27 protein-coding genes are annotated in these 21380 nt (G+C 66.8%); 3 read left to right on the top strand and 24 right to left on the bottom strand.

Features of this window, described 5'->3' with window-relative positions:
- Window positions 1–180: 180 nt before the first annotated feature.
- Genes PGN27_RS19635 through PGN27_RS19625 form a run of 3 tightly spaced genes read right to left on the bottom strand, consistent with a single transcriptional unit; the run spans window position 181 to window position 2255 of the window.
- The gene (locus tag PGN27_RS19635; protein WP_335327611.1) at window positions 181–759 is read right to left on the bottom strand and encodes a hypothetical protein; all 579 of its coding nucleotides are present in this window, start codon (window positions 757–759) and stop codon (window positions 181–183) included.
- Entirely contained in the window at window positions 759–1460 is a 702-nt protein-coding gene (locus PGN27_RS19630; RefSeq protein ID WP_335327610.1) for an MspA family porin, read from the bottom strand. The genes PGN27_RS19635 and PGN27_RS19630 overlap by 1 nt, the downstream gene beginning before the upstream one ends.
- A 36-nt stretch (window positions 1461–1496) precedes the next feature.
- On the bottom strand, window positions 1497–2255 hold the full coding sequence (locus tag PGN27_RS19625; protein WP_335327609.1) for an MspA family porin: 759 nt from the start codon (window positions 2253–2255) through the stop codon (window positions 1497–1499).
- Window positions 2256–2658: 403 nt separating this feature from the next.
- On the opposite strand from PGN27_RS19625, the gene PGN27_RS19620 reads away from it, so the two are divergent.
- The 3 genes from PGN27_RS19620 to PGN27_RS19610 all read left to right on the top strand — a co-directional run bounded on the left by PGN27_RS19620 (window position 2659) and on the right by PGN27_RS19610 (window position 5158).
- Entirely contained in the window at window positions 2659–3174 is a 516-nt protein-coding gene (locus PGN27_RS19620; RefSeq protein ID WP_335327608.1) for an Rv2240c family protein, read from the top strand.
- 147 nt (window positions 3175–3321) lie between these two features.
- The gene (locus tag PGN27_RS19615) at window positions 3322–4239 is read left to right on the top strand and encodes a class I SAM-dependent methyltransferase (RefSeq protein ID WP_335327607.1); all 918 of its coding nucleotides are present in this window, start codon (window positions 3322–3324) and stop codon (window positions 4237–4239) included.
- A gap of 7 nt (window positions 4240–4246) precedes the next feature.
- A complete protein-coding gene (locus PGN27_RS19610; protein ID WP_335327606.1) occupies window positions 4247–5158 on the top strand; it encodes a class I SAM-dependent methyltransferase in 912 nt (303 codons plus the stop codon).
- Here the strand turns inward: PGN27_RS19610 and PGN27_RS19605 are convergent.
- The 21 genes from PGN27_RS19605 to PGN27_RS19505 all read right to left on the bottom strand — a co-directional run bounded on the left by PGN27_RS19605 (window position 5139) and on the right by PGN27_RS19505 (window position 21209).
- Window positions 5139–6506: an MFS transporter gene (locus PGN27_RS19605; protein WP_335327605.1), complete on the bottom strand. Its 1368-nt coding sequence runs from the start codon at window positions 6504–6506 to the stop codon at window positions 5139–5141. The two genes, PGN27_RS19610 and PGN27_RS19605, sit on opposite strands and share 20 nt — an antisense overlap.
- A 76-nt stretch (window positions 6507–6582) precedes the next feature.
- Window positions 6583–6945 carry an STAS domain-containing protein gene (locus tag PGN27_RS19600; RefSeq protein WP_335327604.1) on the bottom strand — a complete coding sequence of 121 codons (363 nt, stop codon included), beginning with the start codon at window positions 6943–6945 and terminating at the stop codon, window positions 6583–6585.
- Window positions 6938–8056: a glycosyltransferase gene (locus PGN27_RS19595; protein WP_335327603.1), complete on the bottom strand. Its 1119-nt coding sequence runs from the start codon at window positions 8054–8056 to the stop codon at window positions 6938–6940. The genes PGN27_RS19600 and PGN27_RS19595 overlap by 8 nt, the downstream gene beginning before the upstream one ends.
- The gene (locus PGN27_RS19590) at window positions 8056–8760 is read right to left on the bottom strand and encodes a glycosyltransferase family 2 protein (protein WP_335327602.1); all 705 of its coding nucleotides are present in this window, start codon (window positions 8758–8760) and stop codon (window positions 8056–8058) included. Before PGN27_RS19590 ends, PGN27_RS19595 begins: the two co-directional genes overlap by 1 nt.
- Window positions 8757–10115, bottom strand: coding sequence for a PIG-L family deacetylase (locus PGN27_RS19585; RefSeq protein ID WP_335327601.1), 1359 nt, complete (start codon window positions 10113–10115; stop codon window positions 8757–8759). The genes PGN27_RS19590 and PGN27_RS19585 overlap by 4 nt, the downstream gene beginning before the upstream one ends.
- A complete protein-coding gene (locus tag PGN27_RS19580; protein ID WP_335327600.1) occupies window positions 10108–11073 on the bottom strand; it encodes an acyl-CoA dehydrogenase family protein in 966 nt (321 codons plus the stop codon). The genes PGN27_RS19585 and PGN27_RS19580 overlap by 8 nt, the downstream gene beginning before the upstream one ends.
- A 72-nt stretch (window positions 11074–11145) precedes the next feature.
- Window positions 11146–11784, bottom strand: a complete 639-nt coding sequence (locus tag PGN27_RS19575; protein WP_335327599.1) for a helix-turn-helix transcriptional regulator — start codon at window positions 11782–11784, stop codon at window positions 11146–11148.
- 82 nt (window positions 11785–11866) lie between these two features.
- The gene (sppA, locus tag PGN27_RS19570; protein ID WP_335327598.1) at window positions 11867–13645 is read right to left on the bottom strand and encodes a signal peptide peptidase SppA; all 1779 of its coding nucleotides are present in this window, start codon (window positions 13643–13645) and stop codon (window positions 11867–11869) included.
- Between the two features lie 248 nt (window positions 13646–13893).
- Window positions 13894–14337, bottom strand: a complete 444-nt coding sequence (gene rplO / locus PGN27_RS19565; protein ID WP_335327597.1) for a 50S ribosomal protein L15 — start codon at window positions 14335–14337, stop codon at window positions 13894–13896.
- A gap of 4 nt (window positions 14338–14341) precedes the next feature.
- Window positions 14342–14521, bottom strand: a complete 180-nt coding sequence (gene rpmD / locus PGN27_RS19560; protein WP_019510993.1) for a 50S ribosomal protein L30 — start codon at window positions 14519–14521, stop codon at window positions 14342–14344.
- Window positions 14522–14523: 2 nt separating this feature from the next.
- A complete protein-coding gene (gene rpsE / locus PGN27_RS19555; RefSeq protein ID WP_081843412.1) occupies window positions 14524–15189 on the bottom strand; it encodes a 30S ribosomal protein S5 in 666 nt (221 codons plus the stop codon).
- 25 nt (window positions 15190–15214) lie between these two features.
- Window positions 15215–15622, bottom strand: coding sequence for a 50S ribosomal protein L18 (rplR, locus tag PGN27_RS19550; RefSeq protein ID WP_030134474.1), 408 nt, complete (start codon window positions 15620–15622; stop codon window positions 15215–15217).
- A 3-nt stretch (window positions 15623–15625) separates the two neighbouring features.
- Window positions 15626–16165 carry a 50S ribosomal protein L6 gene (gene rplF, locus PGN27_RS19545; RefSeq protein ID WP_335327596.1) on the bottom strand — a complete coding sequence of 180 codons (540 nt, stop codon included), beginning with the start codon at window positions 16163–16165 and terminating at the stop codon, window positions 15626–15628.
- A 12-nt stretch (window positions 16166–16177) separates the two neighbouring features.
- Complete coding sequence (gene rpsH, locus PGN27_RS19540; protein WP_019510997.1) at window positions 16178–16576, bottom strand: 30S ribosomal protein S8; 399 nt, start codon at window positions 16574–16576, stop codon at window positions 16178–16180.
- A gap of 71 nt (window positions 16577–16647) precedes the next feature.
- The gene (locus PGN27_RS19535) at window positions 16648–16833 is read right to left on the bottom strand and encodes a type Z 30S ribosomal protein S14 (protein ID WP_019510998.1); all 186 of its coding nucleotides are present in this window, start codon (window positions 16831–16833) and stop codon (window positions 16648–16650) included.
- Between the two features lie 3 nt (window positions 16834–16836).
- Window positions 16837–17409, bottom strand: a complete 573-nt coding sequence (gene rplE / locus PGN27_RS19530; protein WP_019510999.1) for a 50S ribosomal protein L5 — start codon at window positions 17407–17409, stop codon at window positions 16837–16839.
- A 2-nt stretch (window positions 17410–17411) separates the two neighbouring features.
- Complete coding sequence (rplX, locus tag PGN27_RS19525) at window positions 17412–17729, bottom strand: 50S ribosomal protein L24 (protein WP_335327595.1); 318 nt, start codon at window positions 17727–17729, stop codon at window positions 17412–17414.
- Complete coding sequence (gene rplN / locus PGN27_RS19520; RefSeq protein WP_018601827.1) at window positions 17729–18097, bottom strand: 50S ribosomal protein L14; 369 nt, start codon at window positions 18095–18097, stop codon at window positions 17729–17731. Before rplN ends, rplX begins: the two co-directional genes overlap by 1 nt.
- A 237-nt stretch (window positions 18098–18334) precedes the next feature.
- Window positions 18335–19696, bottom strand: coding sequence for an amidase (locus tag PGN27_RS19515; protein WP_335327594.1), 1362 nt, complete (start codon window positions 19694–19696; stop codon window positions 18335–18337).
- Between the two features lie 35 nt (window positions 19697–19731).
- Window positions 19732–20076, bottom strand: coding sequence for a transporter, IT superfamily protein (locus tag PGN27_RS19510; RefSeq protein ID WP_335327593.1), 345 nt, complete (start codon window positions 20074–20076; stop codon window positions 19732–19734).
- Entirely contained in the window at window positions 20064–21209 is a 1146-nt protein-coding gene (locus tag PGN27_RS19505; RefSeq protein ID WP_335327592.1) for a hypothetical protein, read from the bottom strand. The genes PGN27_RS19510 and PGN27_RS19505 overlap by 13 nt, the downstream gene beginning before the upstream one ends.
- Window positions 21210–21380: the final 171 nt, after the last annotated feature.

Here is a 21380-nt window from a genome sequence, read left to right as displayed (position 1 = left end):
GTCAAACAGTCTACGAGAGTAACAGCTGTGCGCCGTCTGCCCGGTACCGATCACCGCCGGCATCGAGGGTTCGCCAGTAAACGACCGGCAGAGACTGCGATCGCGAGAATTCAGCCGCGCTCGACGTTCGTGGGTGCGCAACAGCGGTCGCGACGACCGTGACAGACGGCGTGCAGAGTCCTACGGCAGCAGAGCCTCGGGCACGGCGGGGACGGGCAGAAACTGAACCGGTCCCGGTGGGATGTTCGTCCCCTCCGGCGGAGCGGTACCGGGCAGTGGCCGGCCGAGGTCGGCGATGTTCATCCGGCCCAGCGCGCCGTGCACCATCGCATGGGTGGCGCGCAGGTCGTTCACCCGGTCGAACGGACCCGGTTGCATGGGATCGAGGGGGTAGGGCGAGGTCGGCGCCGAGTCCGGACCGGGATTCTGGACCTGGAAGTTCAGCGGGTTCAGGAACTGGCTGATGGCGAGCACCGAGGCATCGGGCGCGAGCGCCGGGGCCGATCCAGGTACCGAGGGCACCGCGTACTGACCGAGCATCAGTTCCTGCGTGTTCTGGGTGAGTGCCGCCACCGGGCCCTGCAGCGCGGGACCGAGTGCGGATGCCGGCCCCGTCGGCGCCGGCACAGGGTCGGCCGGTACGGGTGGCAACGGCGGGGCGGGCGGTTCGCCTGCGCCAGGGTCGGCGGCTGCGGTGGCAGACGTGAACAGGGTGGCCGCGACAGCCGCGGCCGCGGCCAGCGGCACGATGGCGCGCATCAGAAGACCTTCGCGACGCCGTAGTAGGCGACGATGTCGTCGGCGTCGGTACCGGAACTGGTCAGTACCGCATAGGAGCGCAACGACGACGCACCCACGCAGTTGTCCACCTTGATGTGCACGTCCTTCACGGTGACGCGGACGTCGTTGCCCTTGTAGGACTTCTTGTCCACCTGGACGTTGGTGACGGTGCCCGGGCGGGGTTCGACCTCGATCTGACCCGATATCGGGAAGGCCACCGCCCCGAGGTCGGAGAGTCTGCCGCCGTTGTCCAAGGCGATGTTGCCGCCGGAGATACCGATCGAGCCGTTGAGTTTGACCTTGTCCATCTCGATACCGCAGCCGATCTGGTAACCGACCTCCAAGGTGCCCCCCTTGACCGATCCCATGCCGCTGCCGGTGAAGGTGCCGCCGACCAGCCATTCCCGAGACGACAGCGAGGTGGTCAACGGTGCCACCGGCAGTTGGGTCTCATCCTTGGCCAACACGGTCAGTGTCCGACCGTCCGGGGTGTGTGCGATTCCGGGAACCTCGGAGGCGACGGCGCCGGTGTCGGGCGCCGGGCCGGGTACCGCCGGCGCGGACAGCGGATCGGCACCCGGCGCCGCGGGATCGTCGGCCGGGTCGGCCGACGCAACAGGGGTGATCGCCAGGGGTAGCGCGAGCGCCACGGCGAACGCGGCGAAACGGTGCAAGTTCATCAGTCAGTCTCCGGGTCGAAGTTCGAGTGGTTGCCGTCAGACGGCTTTGGTCACGCCGAGATAGGTGATGACGTCATCGGTGTTGTCGGTCGAGCTGGTGAGCGTGGCGTAGGACCTGATGAAGGACTGCCCGGCACAGCCATCGATCTTGATCCGGAAACCGGTGATCGAGACGCGAGGGTTCTCGCCCTTGAAGGACTTCTTTCCCACCGGCACGATGTTGACCGTCCCGGGCTTGAGGTCGATCTTCATCTGTTGGGTCAGATTGGCCGTGACGCCGATCGGAAAGAGGAACTCGGGTCGCAGGCCCGACTTGAAACCGAACGGCGGGGTGATGAACGGTGAGATGCCGCCGCCGGTGATCGACTCGATATCGTCCTGGGCGATACCGCAACCGATCTGGTAACCGGCCTCCAGCGTGCCGCCGGCCAACGTAGTGCTTCCCGAGCCGGCGATCGCTCCGGTGAAGGTTCCGTTCACGAGATACTCACGTGAGGTGGGGGCGCCGGTCAGCGGCGCGACCGGCGCCAGCGACTCGTCCTTGCCGACGACATTGAGCACCCAGCCATCCGGTGTGGTGAGAACTCCGGGCGCGGCCGAGGGCATGGCCCCTGGCGGCGGGGGCGGCGGTGCGTCCGTGGGGTCCGAGTTCGCCGCAACCGGAGAGATCGCGGCATCGGTCGACGGGTCCGCCGATGCCGGTCCGGCCGCGGTGGCGGCGGCGACCAGGCAGGCCGCCACGATCACAGGAATGCGATGCCATTTCTTCGGTGTATTCGGCGCCAAGTAATGCATGCAATTCCCTCACTTTTGTCAGCAGAAAACCGGCAATCTGATCCGAGATCTTTTCTTCATCGCGTGTCGGATCGGTAGATTGACGGTGAACACTACAAGTCGTGATCGCGCCGCCCAAATGGACATACGCTGTTTATTGACTGCCGAAAACCTGTGGAAAATAGCCGTTTTCACAGTTTCGAACTCGAATGACAGTTCGCGGCATGACCTCGCTCACAGGAGCTTGACCGGCCGCGCCCGACAATATAAAAATCGCGCTGCATAGAAATCCGAATGGTTGTCGCAGCATTTGCCGGATGGCCGTCTACTGCTTATATTGTCGCTGCATTTTACGCATGCAATTCAATCCCGGGAGAATTCAGTGCTGAGCAGACCAGCCGTTTGGGCCCTGGTAGCCATTTCCATGACACTCGCCCCGGCGACGTCCGCCATCGCGGCTGCCGAACCCGTCGATCCCGGCGCCGCCGCTCCTTCGGCACCGATCGAGCCTGCGGTGTCCGATGCCGCTCGGCCGGAGGCGGTATCGACCGACCCCACGGCAGATCCCACATCCATGGCCTGCCAGCAGTTCACCTCGGCACTGAACTACGCCACCACCAACTACGAGGACTTCGCCTATGCCACTGCGGGCACCGGCGACCATGTCGATTACAGCAAGCCCGACGTCGTCGACTCGAACACGACCGGGCGTACCGCACTACGCGAGGCCGCCGCCACCGCCTTGACGGCCGGTCGCACACCCGGCCTCGCCCCGGACATCAGCGATCCGATGCAGGCCTGGTCGCTGCATGCCACCAAACTCCTCCTGGACATGGGCCTACACCGCGGCGGCGACGCGCTCAACACCGCCGCCTCACAGATGAACACCGACGCGCAGAACGCACAGTTGGCCTGCGCGAGGATCGTCGCGCAACCCTGATCCCACCACCTGCGGCCCGCCGCATCACGGTGCGCCACCGGCGACCGATCCAGCGGGCTGGGCACGATGTACGGACCGGCGTACAGTCGAGGATGATATTTACGTCAGCTAATTACATGGATTGACAACGCAATCCGAGGAGGATCCATGGCACGCACCGACGGCGACACCTGGGACCTGGCCTCCAGCGTGGGCGCCACCGCGACGATGGTGGCCGCCGCCCGCGCGATGGCCTCGTCGGGACCCAATCCCGTGATCGACGACCCCTACGCCGCTCCCCTGGTTCGCGCGGTCGGCGTCGACTTCTTCACCAAACTCGTCGACGGTGAGATCACCGAGTCCGAGCTGGGCGACGACCCGCAGATGAACATCGCCCGCTTCGCCAACGGCATGGCGGCGCGCACCCGGTTCTTCGACGACTTCTACGCCGACGCGGCCGGTGCCGGCGTGCGCCAGGCGGTCATCCTGGCCGCCGGCCTCGATGCGCGCGCATATCGGCTCGCGTGGCCGGCAGGCACCGTGGTCTTCGAGGTCGACCAACCCGAGGTCATCGAGTTCAAGACCCGTACCCTGGCCGACCTGGGTGCCACGCCGACCGCGGACCGCCGCACCGTCGCCGTCGACCTGCGTGACGACTGGGTGAGCGCGTTGCGCTCGGCCGGTTTCGACCCGGCGGCTCCGACGGCGTGGATCGCCGAGGGGCTGTTCGGTTATCTGCCACCCGAGGCACAGGACCGGCTCCTTGAGGTCATCACCGAGCACAGCGCGCCGGGCAGTCGATTGGCCGCCGAAGCCGTGCCGGGGATCTCCGAGGAGCAACAGGAGCAGGCACGCGAGCGGATGCAAGCCGTCCGCGACCAGTGGTCCGATCACGGATTCGACCTGGACTTCAGCGAATTGGTCTATCTCGGCGACCGCACCGATGCCGACACCCACCTGGTCGAACTCGGCTGGCAGACCTCCGCCCTCACCACGAATGCGCTGCTTGAGCGCTACGGCCTGCCCGTGCCCGACGAGCAGGAGCAGTTCGGGCACCCGTCCTATATCACCGCCATCAAGCAGTAGGGCGGCGATGGTGCGCACCGAGGGCGACAGCTGGGATCTGGCATCCAGCGTGGGTGCCACGGCGACCATGGTGGCGGCCGGCCGGGCCATCGCCAGCGCGGCAGAAGATCCGCTCATCGACGATCCGTTCGCCGCGCCGCTGGTGCGTGCGGTCGGCATCCCGGCGTTCACCATGATGGTCGACGGTTCCGTCGACCTGGCCGAGATCGCTCCCGACTCAGCGGCGCAGGTTCGCTCGAACATCGACGAGATGGCGGTCCGGACAAAGTTTTTCGACGACTACTTCATGGCGGCGGGTGAATCCGGGGTCCGCCAGGCGGTCATCCTGGCCGCGGGGCTGGATGCACGTGCATACCGGCTCCCGTGGCCCGACGGCACCACCGTCTACGAGGTCGATCAGCCCGCAGTCATCGAATTCAAGACCCGCACTCTGGCCGACCTCGGTGCCACACCGACCGCCCAGCGGCGCACGGTGCCGGTGGATCTGCGCGACGACTGGCCCGCCGCGATGCGGGCCGCAGGGCTGGATCCCGACCAGCCCACCGCGTGGTGCGCCGAGGGGTTGCTGATCTATCTACCGCCGGAGGCGCAGGATCGGCTGTTCGACAACATTCATGCGCTCAGTGCCCCCGGAAGCACCGTGGCCACCGAGTTCGTGCCGGGTATGAAGGATTTCGACCCGGAGAAGGCGCGCGCGGCCGCCGCGACGTTCAGCAAGCTGGGCCTGGAGATGGACATGCCTTCCCTTGTCTACCGGGGTGAACGCACCTCGGCCGCAGACTATCTCAGCCCTCGCGGCTGGCAGATGACGCAAACGGCCCGGGCCGATCTGTTCGCCAGGTACGGCCTCGACAAGCCCGACCTCGGCGCCGGCGACGTGCTCGGCGAGATCATCTACATCAGCGGCCGCTTGAGCTGACCTCGTAGTCCAGCGGCGGTGGCGCGGAAGCGGTTCCGGGGGTCTGCGTGCCGTCGATGGGGCACCGCGCGGTTTCGGGCATCCCGGCCAGGGCGATCGCACCGATCGCACACGCCGCCATCATGTAGAACGCCGGGACGAGGTTGGTGCCAGTCGCACCGATGAGCCACTCGTTGACGGCAGGCGCGGTTCCGCCGAAGATCGACGTCGACACGTTATAGGCGATCGCGAAACCGGCGAAGCGCACCTGGGTCGGGAACATCGCCGGGAAGGTGGCCGAGATCGTGGCCAGCTGCGGCACATACAGCAGACCGAGCACCGCGAAGCCGATGATCGCGCCCGCCGGACCAGTGCCCATCAACATGAACATCGGCACCCCGGCCACGAACAATCCGGCAAGGGAGAACCACCACAGTGGCTTTCGACCCAGCCTGTCTGACAGCATGCCGGCTAGCGGCAGGAAGACCATCATCGACACCATGCCGATGATGGGAACCACCAGCGATACATCCTTCGAGAGGCCGATCGTGCCTTCCAGATACGTCGGCATATACGTCAGCAGGGTGTAGTTGACGACGTTGAGCGCGACGACGAGCCCGCCGAGGCGCAGAATGGGTCGCCAATAGTCGGCGATCAACTCTCTGAACTGAGTTGTGGTGTCCGCGGCAGTATCGGCGGACTCGGCAACCTCCTTGAACACCGGTGTCTCATCGAGGCGCGAACGCAGATAGACCCCGATCAACCCGAGCGGCGCCGCGACCAGGAACGGCAGCCGCCACCCCCATGAGCTCATCTGATCCTCATTGAGCAGCAGCGAGCAGCCGAGCATCAGCGATGCCCCCAGCGAGAAACCAGCCAGGGTCCCGAATTCGAGATAACTGCCCAAGTACCCACGTCGCCGGGACGGCGCGTACTCGGCCATGAAGGTCGCCGCACCGCCGTACTCGCCACCTGTCGAGAAGCCCTGGACCATCCGCAGGAACACCAGCAGCACCGGGGCCCACATCCCGATCGTGGCGTAGGACGGAACCAGGCCGACGCCCAGCGTGGCACCCGCCATCAGCAGGATGGTCAGCGCCAGAACATGTTTGCGTCCGATCCGGTCACCCAGCGGTCCCCACACGAAGCCGCCGAGCGGACGCACCAGGAAGGACACCGCGAAGGTCATCAGTGCCAAGAGGGTGGCCCGCTGTGTGTCACCGGGAAAGATCGCCGCCGAAATATAGGTGACACCAAAGGCATAGATTCCGTAATCGAACCATTCGGTGGCGTTACCGGTGGCCGAGGCGGCCACCGCCCGCCTGACCTCCGCGGGCGGCGGCTCGGTGGCCTCGGTGGACGTATCCACTGTTGAACTCACTCCTTCGTCCCGAGCACGGGCCTACACACCGCGTCCTTGAGGCTGTGCCCGTCACGTCGAGGCGCTAAACATCACCTCCGGTCACCGCATCGAGCGCCTCGTCCAGGGTGGCGAACAGCCCGACGACGTCGGCGATTCCGACTAGCCTGAGCGGCCGACTGGTGGCCGGACCATCGGCGACCACGGCGAAGCGGCGCGCCGGGGTGAGATCCGCGTGTGCGCCCATCAGCACGCCCATCCCCGCGGAGGAAAGGAAGTCCACGCCGCCCAGGTCGACGACGATGGCACCCGCTGCCGCGGTCACGGCATCGGCGATGGCCGACTCCAGCTGCGGAGCGGTCACCGAATCCAGGGTGCCGACGACCGCCACCACCGTGACCGCGTCGATCTGACGCGCCCCGATATCGCAGTGCGATCCGCTAACCATCGGGCCCTCCGACCGATACCTGTGTGCAGCACATTGCCGGCACCTCCACTGTGTTGAATTCGATTGCAGCGCAGAGCAGCTGCTCGTAACTGTCGACGGTGCGCGCACAGTCGAGACGTTCGCGCGCCGACTCCGCGACCGCATGCCGGTCGGCTGCGCCCGCCGAGGCGATGGCAGCGGCCAGCCGGTCGGCCACCCCGACGCCGGGGTCCACCAGGACCCCGCCGGGACCACTGACCACTTCGGCGAGCCCACCGCGGCGCACGCCGACCACCGGCGTCCCACACATCTGGGATTCGGCCGCCACCAGACAGAACGGTTCTTCCCAGCATGGTGTCACCAGCGTCGCCAGGCTGGCGCCGTACATCTGCGCCAGCTCCGCGTCAGCCAATTGCCCGAGGTATTCGACCTTGCCCCCGAGCATCGGACGGATCACCTCGGCAAACCACTGCGGGTCGGCGATGGGTCCGGCCAGTCGCAACGGTAGGCCCGCGGCCCGCGCCACGGAGATGGCGATGTCGGCACCCTTCTCCGGGGTGAGCCGCCCGGCCCAGGCAAGGTGATCACCACCCGGCCCAGGTGGAAACAGCTGTGGGTCAACCCCATTGGATATCACCGATACCCTACTGAGGGTCTCCCACTGCGTCCGCAATGCCTTGCTGACGGCCACCATGTGCGCGTCCGGGCCCGCCAACCACGCGCCGACCTCCATCCACGGGAACGGCGGGGTGTGCAATGTGGTCACCACCGGTATCCCCAGCGCGGGAGCCAGAGCCAACGGCAACTGATGCAGACTCTGATTGATCACGATATCGATATCGTTTCGACACAACAGATCTCGCATCACTGCCAGATAAGCGACCTGGTCGTCGAGAAAGCTCGGCTCTGGCATATTGGGGTCCTGCGACGCCACGGCCGACAAATCCGGCGTGCCTGGCATGACATGAAGCCGGTCGGCCAGCTTGCGGTCTGTGCCCGCGCGCGCCCACAGCTCGATCCGGTGACCACGAGCCCGAAGTCCGTCGGCAAGGATCGCGGTGAAACGTTCTTGGCCGCCGGCGTAGGGCGCGGCGACGGGATTGCGGGACGGGCCGATGACGGCGATGCGCATCAGATCGCCTCCTTCCCTAGTTCGTCCAGGAACGAGGCGAATCCACCCTCGACGCGCGAGTCGGTCCGACCGGATGTGTGCACGCTGGTGTGATGGGTGGCGACCCAGCGCGGGGTGATCGCCCGAATCTGCTGCACCAGCTTCACATCCTCCCCGGAGGCCCACTCGGGGAATCCGCCTGCGCGCAGGTAGACATCGGCCCGGAATCCGAGATTGGCTCCGTGCACATGGGGGTGACCTTCGGTCAGGTCGTGGCGACGCAACCACCGGCTGTACGTTTCCGGTCCCAGCCCAGCGGGAACGACCGTCCCGATGACCGCGTCCGCGCCCTCGGCCGCCATCGCGAGCTGCCGGGTCAGCCAGTGGTCTGGCACGATGGTGTCGGCATCGGTACAGGCCAACCAGATCCTGTCGAGTGTGTGCCCGCAACCGACGGCGCGGTTGATCGCCGCCGCGGTACCCACCTTCCGCGCGGTACCGACCACGCAGGTGTCGGTGGTCAGCAGGTGAACACCGAATCGGGCTGCCAGCGGTCCGGTGTCATCGGTACAGCAGTCGAGAACGACGGTGATCGCCCACGACGTACCCGGTTCCTCGGCGCCGAGGGCCGCACCGGCGCGGACGATGCTGTCCAAGCAATCGATGATGTGATCCTGCTCGTTCCGGGCGGGCACCACCACCTCGACATGATGGATGGCGGTCATGATGCGCCTCGGTACTCTCGGTACACCGACACGGGTTCACCCCAGACTTCCACGATCAGGTCGACGTCCTCGTAGCGTGCGCGCAGCGGCAGATCCATCAGTGCGGCCGCCTGCCGATGCACCGCCGGACCGTCGAGCGGGATGTCCCGCGTCGGTCCACGCCAGTGCGCCAGCACGATCTCGCCGCGGGCGGTCAGCCGCCGCCGGGCGGCCCGCAGGGTGGCGACCAGTGCCGGACCGTCCAGGAAGTACCCGACCTCGGAAAGGATGATGGCATCGAAACGCTCGTTCGGAAGGTCCGCCGGTACTGCACCCCAGATCCATTGCACAGCATCGGTTTTTTGACGTGCAACCTGGAGGGCACGCGCGCTGGCATCGAGGGCCACAACGATGTCGGCACGGCCGACCAGCTCCTCCGACAACTGCCCGGTCGCGCATCCGATCTCCAGCACGCGCTGATATCGCTCCCGGCCGAGACAGGCGAGAACCAGGCCCAGTCGACGCCGCTCATAGACGAAATCATCGAGATGCCAGGGGTCTTCACCACCGGCAAGCATGGCATCGAACGGCTGGGCGACATCATTGCGGGCGCGGGGGCCGAGCACGTGACCGGCCGCCCGACGCGCGAGATCCGGGTCGGCCGGCAGCAGCACCGTCTCGAAGGCCCGGTGGGCGCGGCGTAGCACCGAGGCTCCGACGATCGGGGCGTCTCCGGATGCATCCAATTGACTGGTGTAACAGTTGATGGCAGATTCCTTGATCCGCAGGGCGGCGAGGCTGGGCGACAGCGTGCGCACCCTTTTCCAGTCGATATCTGCCGGAGTGGCCCAGTGCCACATCCAGACCGGATAGTTCAGCAGTGTGGCCGACGAATTCCTGGCGACCGCCTCGGCCGCGCGGCCGGCGGCATCGTGATCGGAGTGCCCGTCGCATTCGGCAGGGGCGAGCAGCACGGTGCGCGCGTCGACCAGTTCCGTCAACCGGCGGGCCAGCTCCTGCTCGGCAGCGGGCAGACCGCCGTCGGGCAGATCCCACCACACGGTGCGCACGTGCGCGCCCAGCGTGCCCATCGCGCGCTCGGCCTCGATGCGTCGCGGGGTCGATCCCGGACCCTCACCACCGTGGGTTGCGAAGACCACGATGACCTCGACCTCCGCGGTCCCCAGGTCGGCAAGGGTCGCACCCATTGCCAGCGTCTCATCGTCGGGATGCGGTGCCAGCACGACGAATCGGGCACAGCCGCGGGTGAGCGAGCCGAGGTCCAGTCGCGGCACATCGTCCCAGCCGGGGGCCAGCAACCAGGTCGGCTCGTCGGTGCCTGCCTCACGGTGGGTGAACGGCCGGGCGTCAACCATGGCTTACCTGCCTCGCGGCCACCACGAGTTCGCCGAGATGGGCCAGATCGCGCGGTCCGTGATGCTGACGCAGGTAGACGGTCAGGTCGGCGATCCGCCTGGCGTACGGCTCCTCACCGACCAAGGGGCCGGGTCCGAGCACGTATCCGGCAGTGCGCACGGTGTTCTCACATGTCCGTGCCACAACCGCCCGGACCCGCTGGGCCAGCAGCGCCGCCGACGCGATCCCGTCATCGATGACTGCCGCGGCGTGCAGCAGGCAGGTCTGGGCGGCGAACATCTCTTCGTCGATGCTGCCCAGTTGGGACAGCCCGATGGGCGATGCACGGTGCGCGTCGACATGCCGTTGCACCCGCTCCCCCACGCCGAGTGCGATGCCGAACCAGACTGCCGCGACACCGATTCCACCCCAAGCGAATCCCGGCCGGTCGAGGTACCACCCCGGACCACCCAGCGGTATTCCAGGGAGATCGTCGACGGTGATCGGCCCACTCGGGATGGCCACCAGCCCGCGGGAAACCCATTGCGTCGGCTGCACTTCGACGTGCCGCGGATCCAAGCGCACCGCGAATGCCTGCTGACCGGCGCCTGGGACCTCCGCGGTGACCACGGCGTGCGAGAGCCGACCGGCCAACGAACACCAGGCTTTCGTTCCGTTCAGCACCCACCCCTGGGCACCTTGGTGCGCGGTGAGCCCGAAACCCGTTGCGGCGGCGGCATATACGCCCCAGGTTGAACCCTCCGCGACCGGCACATCCGCCTGGTGCAGGATGGCCAGTGCGTCCAGATGTGGTTCCACGATGCGAGCCAGCGAGGCATCGACGGCGCCGAGGGTCGCCAGCACCCGCAGATAGTCCAGCGTCCGGCCCTCACCGGGGCGGTGCCCGGCCAGTTCGGCGGCGATGCCCAGTGCCGCAGACACGTCGACCGGCCCGTCGGTGGGGACCGACAGGCGCATTCTCAGTTGTTCGTCGACGAGGTGATGCACTGAGTCGATTGAACGGGGCGGACAACCCCGCGGACTACACCCCTAGGGGTGGATCCGGACCACATCGGGCTGGAAATCGTGTGTCATCCCCCACGCGACGGCCTGCGACCGCCGGGTCACTCCCAGTTTGCGGTAGGTGGACCTGACGATGGACTTCACGGTGTTGATCGACAGATAACACCGCTCGGCGATCTCGTGATTGGTGCGACCTTGTGTGATCAGCGCCAGCACCTCGGCTTCGCGGGCGGACAGACCCGCGTCCCGGCCCGGCCACGCCATCGGCATGGACATGCTGCCGTCACCGCGTTCCACGACGGTCTCCCCGGCGTGGATGCGTTCCAGGCAGCTGACGAGCCGGTCGACAGGCAGCGATTTGGCAAGGTACCCATGCACACCGCCGGCCAGCGAGCGGTCGATCAACAACTGGTCGATGTTCCACGAATAGACCGCGACCCGGCCGATGTGATTGTTGCCCACCAGATCGGTGACATCGGTGCGGTCCCCCTGCGCTGCGGCGAAGGTGTCCCAAATGATGACATCGACGGGGATCTGTACCTCGGTGCGCGAGTCGAGTTCGACGATGCGCACCCGGTCGGAATAGGGGCGCAACAAGGCGGCCAGACCCGCGACGATCAACTCATAGTCGTTGACGATCGCCAACGTCACCGGCGAACTACTCATGGAGCCCGCCTTTCGCCCGACCGATTCCGCCGGGATAACGATAGACCCAATCCCGGCGGGTCTTCACCCGGTACGCCCCGGGTCAGAACCGGTAGGCCCCCAGCCACAGGGCGTGCGCTCCGGTCAGGCTCCGTTCAGCCTGGTCGACGGCCCCCACCACCGACCGGCCGAGCACCGACCCGACAGCCTCCGGCAATGTCGCGGCGGCGGGTTGGGAAGAAGGCTTGGGCCGCAACATGTCCAGCACCGAGGAGCCCGGATAGCTGAGCACCCGCACCTGCGTGTCGGCGTCGTGCCCGGCCCGCACCTTAGCCCGGTCGATCGCGGTCTGCAGCCCGCCGAGGGTGTCCACCAGGCCTCGCTCCTTGGCGTCCGCACCGGTCCACACACGGCCGCGGGCCACGGCATCGACCGCTTCGACACTCATATTGCGGCCGTGGGCAACCCGCTCGACGAAGTCTGTGTAGAACAGGTCGGCCTCGGCTTCGACCTGCGCGTACTGCTCCGGCGTGAACGCCGCGTCGGCAGACCAGGCATCGGCATTGGCGTTGGTGCGCACCGAATCCGACCCGACGCCCAGCTTGTCCTTGAGTCCCCGCGTGATGAGTTTGCCGGTCACCACACCGATGGAGCCGGTGATGGTGCCCGCGTTGGCGACGATCTCGTCGGCCGCCATCGAGACGTAGTAACCACCGGAGGCTGCCACCGAACCCATCGAGGCCACCACCGGCTTTCCGGCGTCGCGAGCCCGCACGACCTCGCGCCAGATGGTCTCCGAGCCCGTGACCGAGCCGCCGGGGCTGTCGACGCGCAGCACGATCGCGGCAACGTCGTCATCGGCGGCCGCTTCCCGGATCGCCGCGGCGATGGTGTCCCCGCCGGCGCTGGAGTTGCCGAACGGCAGCACCTGCGGCCCGCCGCGGCCACTGACGATCGGGCCGTGCAGGGTGACCACCGCGATGGTGGGCTTCGTGCGCCCGGGTAGCGACGGACCCGGTTTGTCGGCGGTGGCACGCGCATAGCGGGACAGGTAGAGCCGCGGCGCGGTATCCGGACCGTCGGCGGTGGCGGCCGCCCCGGCGAGCTCGCTGATCCGCGCATAGGCTTCGTCACGGAAGCCGATCCGGTCGATCAGACCGCCAGTCACGGCGTCGGTGCGCAGCAACGGCGCCCTGTCGGCGAGTGCGTCGACCGCCGAGACCTCCAGGCCACGGGCGTCGGCGACCGCCGCGGTGACCTGATTGTGCAGGCTACCGATCAATGCCGCATCGGCCTCCCGGTGCGCGTCGGTGTAGCTGTCCTGAGTGAAAAGATTTGCCGCCGACTTGTATTCACCACGCGCCACGAACTGGACCTCGACGCCGGCCTTGCCGAGTGCGTCGCGCAGGAACAGCGCGTTGGTGGCGAACCCGATCAGCCCGACGGTGCCCGAGGGCTGCATCCACACTTCGCCGAACGCCGAGGCCAGGTAGTACGACAGGGTGCCGGGATAGGTCTCGGCCCAAGCCAGGGTGGGCTTGGCCGCATCGAAGGCCAGGACCGCATCACGCAGCTCCTGGATCGGTCCGGGCGGGGCGGCGGACAGCTGGATCCGGCCGATCAGCCCGGCGACCCTGTCGTCCTCGGCGGCACGATGGATGGCTGCCACGGTCTGGCGCAGGGTCAGCGGCTTGCCACCCAGGTTGATCAGCATCAGCGGGTCGAATCCGACGGTCTCCGGCGGGGCGAGCTGGAGATCGAGTTCCAGCACGCAGCCGCGCGGGACGCCGTTGTGGCGGGCCGTGTCGACCTTGCGGATCAGGTCGCGGACATCCTCCGCGTCAGGCAGGAGGCCGGGCAGATTGGTCAGCAGTCCGAACATCTTTCGAGCCTACCGGCGGCTTTACGGACGGCTCTTTCGCCGAACGTGAAACGTCGCCGGCGCCGGCTACCTCAATTCAGCCGACCAGCGCCCCACCGCGATCTTGCTGAACCCAGGTACCCACACAGGCCCATCCAGCTACCTGGCTTCAGCCGCGCGACGCCCCACCGCAGCCTGACTGAAACCACGCACGCATCGGCCGGCAACGCAGAAGGCCCCTGCCGAAGCAGGGGCCTTCTGACGTAGAACTACAGTTCGGTGGCCGAACCGCCTGCGGCGGTGATGGCCTCGCGGGCGCTGCCGCTGAACTTGTTGGCGGTGACGTCGACCTTGACGGTCAGCTTGCCGTCGCCGAGGACCTTCACCAGGGTGTTCTTGCGAACCAGGCCCTTGGCGACCAGTTCGTCGACACCGATGGTGCCGCCCTGCGGGAACGCCTTGGCGATATCGCCGACGTTGACGACCTCATAGGCAACCCGGAAGCGGTTGCGGAAGCCCTTGAGCTTCGGCAGCCGCATGTGGATCGGCATCTGGCCACCCTCGAACGCCACGGGGACGTTCTTGCGCGCCTTGGTGCCCTTGGTACCGCGGCCGGCGGTCTTGCCCTTGGAGCCTTCACCGCGACCGACGCGGGTCTTGGCGGTCTTGCTGCCCGGGGCGGGCTTCAGGTCGTGAAGCTTGATAACACTCATCGTCCTAGACCTCCTCAACCGTGACGAGGTGATGCACGGTCTTGATCAGACCGCGCGTCTGGGCGTTGTCCTCACGGACGACGGACTGGCGGATCTTCCGCAGCCCGAGGGTCCGCAGGCTTTCGCGCTGCTTCCAGCGTGCACCGATGGTGCCGCGCACCTGGGTGATCTTGAGCTCTGCCATGACTATGCGCTTCCTTCACGAGCCGCGGCGACAGCCACGGCCTCGGCCTCGCGGCGGGCCTTGAGCATGCCGGCCGGGGCGACGTCCTCGATGGACAGACCGCGACGGGCCGCCACCTCTTCGGGACGCTGGATCATCTTCAGCGCGGCAACGGTGGCGTGCACCACGTTGATCGCGTTGTCGCTGCCCAGCGACTTGGCCAGGATGTCGTGCACGCCGGCGCATTCCAGCACCGCGCGCGCCGCACCGCCGGCGATCACACCGGTACCGGGGCTGGCCGGACGCAGCATGACGACGCCCGCTGCGGCCTCACCCTGAACCGGGTGGACGATGGTGCCGCCGATCAGCGGAACCCGGAAGAAGTTCTTGCGAGCTTCTTCGACGCCCTTGGCGATGGCGGCGGGAACTTCCTTGGCCTTGCCGTAGCCGACACCGACCATGCCGTTGCCGTCACCGACGATGACCAGCGCGGTGAAGCTGAAGCGCCGACCACCCTTGACCACCTTCGAAACGCGGTTGATGGTGACGACGCGCTCGATGTAGTTGCTCTTCTCGCCACGGTCGTCGCCGCGACCGCGGCCACCGCGGTCGTCGCGTCCTCGGCCGCCACGATCGCCGCGGCCACCGCGATTGTCCTGCGCCGAACCGGCGCCAGCCTGGTCGGCCATCATGCAGTCCTCTCGTTGTCAGTCATCAGAATTTCAGCCCGCCTTCGCGCGCGGCATCGGCCAGCGCGGCGATCCGGCCACCGTAGGTGTAGCCGCCACGGTCGAAAACGACCGTCTCGACTCCGGCAGCCTTGGCGCGCTCGGCGATCAGCTGACCGACCCGCACGCTCTGTGCCTTCTTGTCGCCCTCGACCGCACGCACATCGGCCTCGATGGACGAGGCCGCCGCGACGGTGACGCCGGCGAGGTCGTCGATCAGCTGCACGTGGATGTGCCGTGCCGACCGGTTGACCATGAGACGCGGGGTCTCCGCGGTGCCTTCGACCTTCTTGCGCAGACGCGCGTGACGGCGGATGCGGGCGTTCCGACGGGTCTCGGAGATGTTCTGCCCCACCGGCTTCCGGGTGGGAGCTTCGGTCTTCGTGGTAGCCATGGGTTACTTACCTGTCTTTCCGACCTTGCGGCGGATCTGCTCACCCTCGTAGCGAACGCCCTTGCCCTTGTACGGGTCGGGGCGACGCAGACGACGGATCACCGCGGCGATCTGGCCGACCTTCTGCTTGTCGATACCCGTGATCGAGAACTTGGTGGGTGTCTCGACCGCGAACGTGATGCCCTCGGGCGCTTCGATGAGGACCGGGTGGCTGTAGCCGAGTGCGAACTCCAGGTTCGCGCCCTTGAGCGCGACGCGGTAGCCGACGCCGAAGATTTCCATCTTCTGGGTGTAGCCCTCGGTCACGCCGGTGACCAGGTTGGCCACCAGGGTGCGGGACAGACCGTGCAGCGAACGGCTGCGCCGCTCGTCGTCCGGACGGGCCACCACGATGGCGCCATCGTCGTTGCGCGACACCTGGATCGGCTCGGCGATGTCGAGGGTCAGGGTGCCCTTGGGGCCCTTCACCGAGACGTTCTGACCGTTGATGGTGACGTCGACTCCGGCGGGAACCGGAACCGGCTGCTTTCCAATACGCGACATGTTCTCGTCCCCCTACCAGACGTACGCGAGGACTTCGCCGCCCACGCCCGATCGAGCTGCCTGGCGGTCGGTGAGCAAGCCTGAGGACGTGGAGATGATCGCCACGCCCAGGCCGCCGAGCACCCGGGGCAGATTGGTGGATTTTGCATAGACCCGCAGACCGGGCTTGCTGACCCGGCGCAGGCCTGCGATGGAGCGCTCACGGCTGGGGCCGTACTTGAGCTGCACCACGAGTGCCTTGCCGACCCGAGCATCCTCGGTGCGGTAATCGGAGATGTAGCCCTCGGTCTTGAGGATCTCGGCGATATTGGCCTTGATCTTCGAGTGGGGCAGAGTCACCTCGTCGTGATACGCCGAATTGGCGTTACGCAGACGCGTCAAGAAGTCTGCGATGGGATCGGTCATCGTCATGACAGCCGGTTCACCTTCCTCGCGGCGGTTCCCAGTCCGGGCCTACCGTGTTAATCAGTAATGAATGCTGGTTACCAGCTGGACTTCTGCACACCGGGCAGTTCGCCCGCATGCGCCATCTCCCGCAGGCAGATACGGCACAGGCCGAACTTGCGGAACACCGCGTGGGGACGACCGCACCGGTTGCACCGGGTGTAGGCGCGCACTGCGAACTTGGGCTTCTTGTTGGCCTTGTTGACCAGAGCCTTCTTTGCCATTGCTCAGTTCTCCTTGAACGGGAAGCCCAGAGCGCGCAGCAGCGCACGGCCTTCGTCGTCGTTCGTCGCCGAGGTGACGACGGTGATGTCCATGCCACGGGGGCGATCGATGGAATCCACGTCGATCTCGTGGAACACCGACTGCTCGGAAAGGCCGAAGGTGTAGTTTCCGCTGCCGTCGAACTGCTTGGGGCTCAGGCCACGGAAGTCGCGGATACGCGGGAGGGCGATGGAGACCAGGCGGTCCAGGAACTCCCACATCCGGTCGCCGCGCAGCGTGACGCGGGCGCCGATCGGCATGCCCTCGCGCAGCTTGAACTGGGCGATGGACTTACGCGCCTTGCGGATTTCCGGCTTCTGCCCGGTGATCAGCGCAAGATCGTTGACCGCACCGTTGATCAGCTTGGCGTCGCGGGCGGCGTCACCGACACCCATGTTCACGACGACCTTGACCACGCCCGGGATCTGCATCACGTTGGCGTAATCGAACTCTTTGTTGAGCGCGTCCTTGATCTCTTCGCGGTAGCGCTGCTTCAGCCGAGGCTGAACCTTGGCGGAGTTTTCTACTGTGGTCATTCTCAGATGTCCTTGCCGTTGCGCTTGGAGACCCGGACCTTCTTGCCGGACTCCTCGTCGACGCGGTAGCCGATGCGGGTCGGGTTGCCATCGGAGTCGATGACCATGACGTTGGAGACGTGGATCGGCGCTTCCTGCGTGACGATGCCGCCAGAGGAGGCGCCGCGCTCGTTCTGCGACTGCGCGGTGTGCTTCTTGATCCGGTTCACACCTTCGACCAGAACCTTTTCGCGGGACGGGTAGGCCTCGATGACCTTGCCCTTGGCGCCCTTGTCCTTACCGGAGATGACGAGCACGGTGTCGCCCTTGTGCACCTTCATTACAAAACCTCCGGGGCCAGCGAAACGATCTTCATGAACTTCTTCTCGCGCAGCTCACGACCGACGGGCCCGAAGATGCGGGTACCGCGCGGGTCGTTGTCGTTCTTGATGATGACGGCGGCGTTCTCGTCGAACTTGATGTAGCTGCCGTCGGCGCGGCGGCGTTCCTTGACGGTCCGCACCACCACTGCCTTGACGACGTCGCCACGCTTGACGTTGCCGCCGGGGATGGCGTCCTTGACGGTCGCGACGATGATGTCGCCGATACCCGCATAGCGCCGCGACGAGCCACCGAGCACCCGGATGCACAAGATTTCCTTGGCACCCGTGTTGTCGGCGACCTTGAGCCGCGATTCCTGCTGAATCACTCGATCTCCTGACCTGGTTTTGTATGCACGCCAGATACCGACCTGGACGTACGCGGTCTTTGTCACTTCAGGGCACGCAGGGCTGACAGTAAAACTGCACAAGCCAGCCGAGGTCTGCCCGAGGCAACCCCTACATACTAGGTGAGCACGTGCTTTGCACCAAATCGCCGCCGATGGCATGCCGACTTCGGTGTGGTTTCGTGCGCTGGCGGCACGCTGCCACACCGAAGTCGCACGTCAGCGGCCGTTGGTTAGCTCGACGGCGTGCGCGGCGGCCAGTACCAGGCCGTCTGCATGTCGGGCACCGACGATCTGCAGACCGCACGGCGCACCACCGGCCCAGCCGGCCGGGACCGAGATCGCCGGCTGGCCGGTCAGGTTGAAAGGGTAGGTCACCGCGAGCGCACCCCAATGGTCCACCGCGTGGCCGTCGATCTCGGTCGGCATGGGCCCCTCCGCCTCGAACGCAGTGACCTGCGTGGACGGGGTCAACAAGAGCTGCACCTGCTCGAACGCGCCCGCGGTGGCCGCCACCAGCCTGGCCCGCGTTTCGTGCGCCTGCAGCAGCGCCGGCGCGGTCAGCTCCCGCGCCGCTTCGACATAGCGGCGCACCGATGCGTCGACCTCGACGTCGCCGGGGTCACCAATACCTGCCGCGGCAACGGCGGCGTACACATCCGGTGCCGACAGCACCCGGAATGCCGCGGCACAGTCCGGATCGATGGGGACCTCGACGCTCACCCGAACCGCGCCGGTGGCCAGGACAAACCGCTGCGCGGCCGCCTCGGCCACCGCCGCGACCTCGGGATCGCACGGCGCACCACCGAGCGTGGGCAGGAACGCCACCCGCAGGCCACGCAGGTCGACCCGATCCAATGCGGCCTGCAGCCGCGGGGCGGGGACCGACGCGCGGTCGGTCGGATCGAGACCGGTCACACAATCGAGCACCCTGGCGGTATCACGGACCGTGGTGGTCAACACCCCGAAGTGATCGTTGTCGGCGACCCCGCGGTGTCGCGGCCCGCGCGGGACCACACCGTAGGTCGCCTTGAACCCGACGAGCCCGCAGTAGGCGGCCGGAATCCGTAACGACCCTGCTCCATCGGTTCCGGTGGCGAAGGGCACCATCCCGGCGGCCACCGCCGCCGCAGACCCGCCGCTGGAACCGCCTGGCGTCAACCGCGGATTCCACGGGTTACGGGTCACTCCGTGCAGGGGTGACGCGGTGAAGGACGCCCGGCCGAACTCCGGCGAGGTGGTCACCCCGACGGGAATCGCGCCTGCGGCCACCGCACGGGTCACCAATGTGGTCGTGTGATCGGCGATCCGCTCCGCATAGAGCCGACTCCCCATCGCGTAGGGCCAGCCGGCCACCGCGTGCAACTCCTTCACGCCCATCGGTACGCCGGCGAGCGGACCCGGATCGTCACCGGCAGCTACGAGTCGGTCGATCTCCGCGGCCCTGGCCATGGCACCATCGCGATCCACGTGCACGAAGGCGTTGAGTTCGGGGTCGACGGTTTCGATCGTGCGCAGTGCCTCGGCCATCACCTCGCGGGCGCTGATCCGTCCGGATCGGACGCTCTCCGCCGTATCCACTACGGGAGACCCAGCAGTCCGACTGCGTGCGGCGGTCACAGCATCACCACTGCCGCAACGGATGTCGCCACCAGCAGTCCTGTTATGACGGGTATGAACAGGCGTCGGGCGAGGTCGATCACCGACACTCCGGTGAGGCCTGCCACCACGATCAGCGAGGACCAGATCACCAAGGTTCCACCACCGGTCCAACTCGCGCCGTTCTGGGCGATCGCGGCCAGGGTAGCCACATCGGCTCCCGAACTCTCCCCCAGTGAGGCGGCGAGCGAACCGGTGAACGGAAGTCCCGGCCAACCGCTGCCGTCGAGGCCGATCACCATGCCGACGACCAACATCGCAAACGCCGCAAGGACCGGAATGGCGGGGATCAAGGGTTGCACTCTGGACACCGCGTCGAGGAGAAAAGCCGGTGCCGCGCCGTCCTCAGGCAGGCCGAGGATGGTCCCCGAGTAGTCCGACAGCCCGATATAGACGAAGCCGGCGACCGGAATGACCTTCCCATGGTGCGGAACGCGAAGGTTATACCGTCGGTGAAGTGGTCGCCGACCTCGGCCAGCCAGCCGCGAGGAACCGAGATGACCGACACCGCCACCAATGCCAACGCCGCCGTACCGCCCACCAATGGGCCGCCCAATCCTTCGTCGATGTTGGGCAACCAGTCGGTGAACCGGCCGAGCAGCATGAACAGCAGCAAGGCTGCGAACAACGTCGGAATCGCCACAGCGATGACTCGAGCGGCACCCGAAACCCGCTGCGGGTCCGAGGCTTCGGTGGCGACGCGGACTGCGGCCGGGTCGGTCGCCGCACTCGCGACATCTTCGGTTGCACCGCACTCTGCCGCGGCCTGGACCGGAAGGACCACAGCCGCGGCCGCCGCGGGGGTGAGCATTCTGGTGCGGACGTCGCGAAAATAGGCGACGGTCAGGGCCACCACACCCGCGATCAGCGCGATGATGGTGGCGCGGATCGCGATCGATCCTGCTGACACATCGGCACCACCGGCCGACAACGAGGGGGCCACACCCATGACCAGGTCCGAACTGAGCGCCATTCCCTGACCGGTGATGGCGATCGCCAACGCCGCGCCGAAGGGCGGCAACCCCACCCGTACTGCAGCGGGCAGCAGGATCGCCGCGATCAACGGCAGGACCGGGGTCGGCCAGAAGGACAGCGACAGCAGGAAAGTCACGATCGCCAGCACGACGTAAGCAGTGTGTCCGTTGCGAAACAGTGAGCGCAGGGGTGCGATCATCAGCGCGTCGGCACCCGCGCGGCGTACCGCTCCCAGCATCGCGGTGACCAGAGCGATCACCAGGAAGATCGGTAAGAGCTCACGGGTACCGACGATGGCGGCGTTGAACAACGCCGCCAGACCGGTGGTGATACTTCCCCCGAAGGCCGTCGCGGTGACGAAGGTGGCCAGCAGCGCGGGTGCCACGACGTTCTTCTTCGCGATGACGGTGATGATGAGCGCGACGAGTCCAAGCAGATAGCAATAGTGGGCAAAAGTCACCTGGAGAACCTTCCTGGAACCGAGCGCCACGGTGTGGCGATCCGAAAAGCTTTCAACACCAGTCGAACCCGCCGGAACCATAGCGCAGTGCTGTACCACCGCGGTGGTACGTGCGGGTGTGCATCGCTGCAGCCCCGGCGTCGTGCAGACCCTGATTCTGACCAGAACCTG

It is taken from the genome of Mycolicibacterium neoaurum (assembly GCF_036946495.1).
GTDB classification, from domain to species: Bacteria; Actinomycetota; Actinomycetes; order Mycobacteriales; family Mycobacteriaceae; genus Mycobacterium; species Mycobacterium neoaurum_B.
The sequence above is the reverse complement of the archived record's forward strand: the minus strand, read 5'-3'. Positions and strand labels throughout refer to the sequence as shown.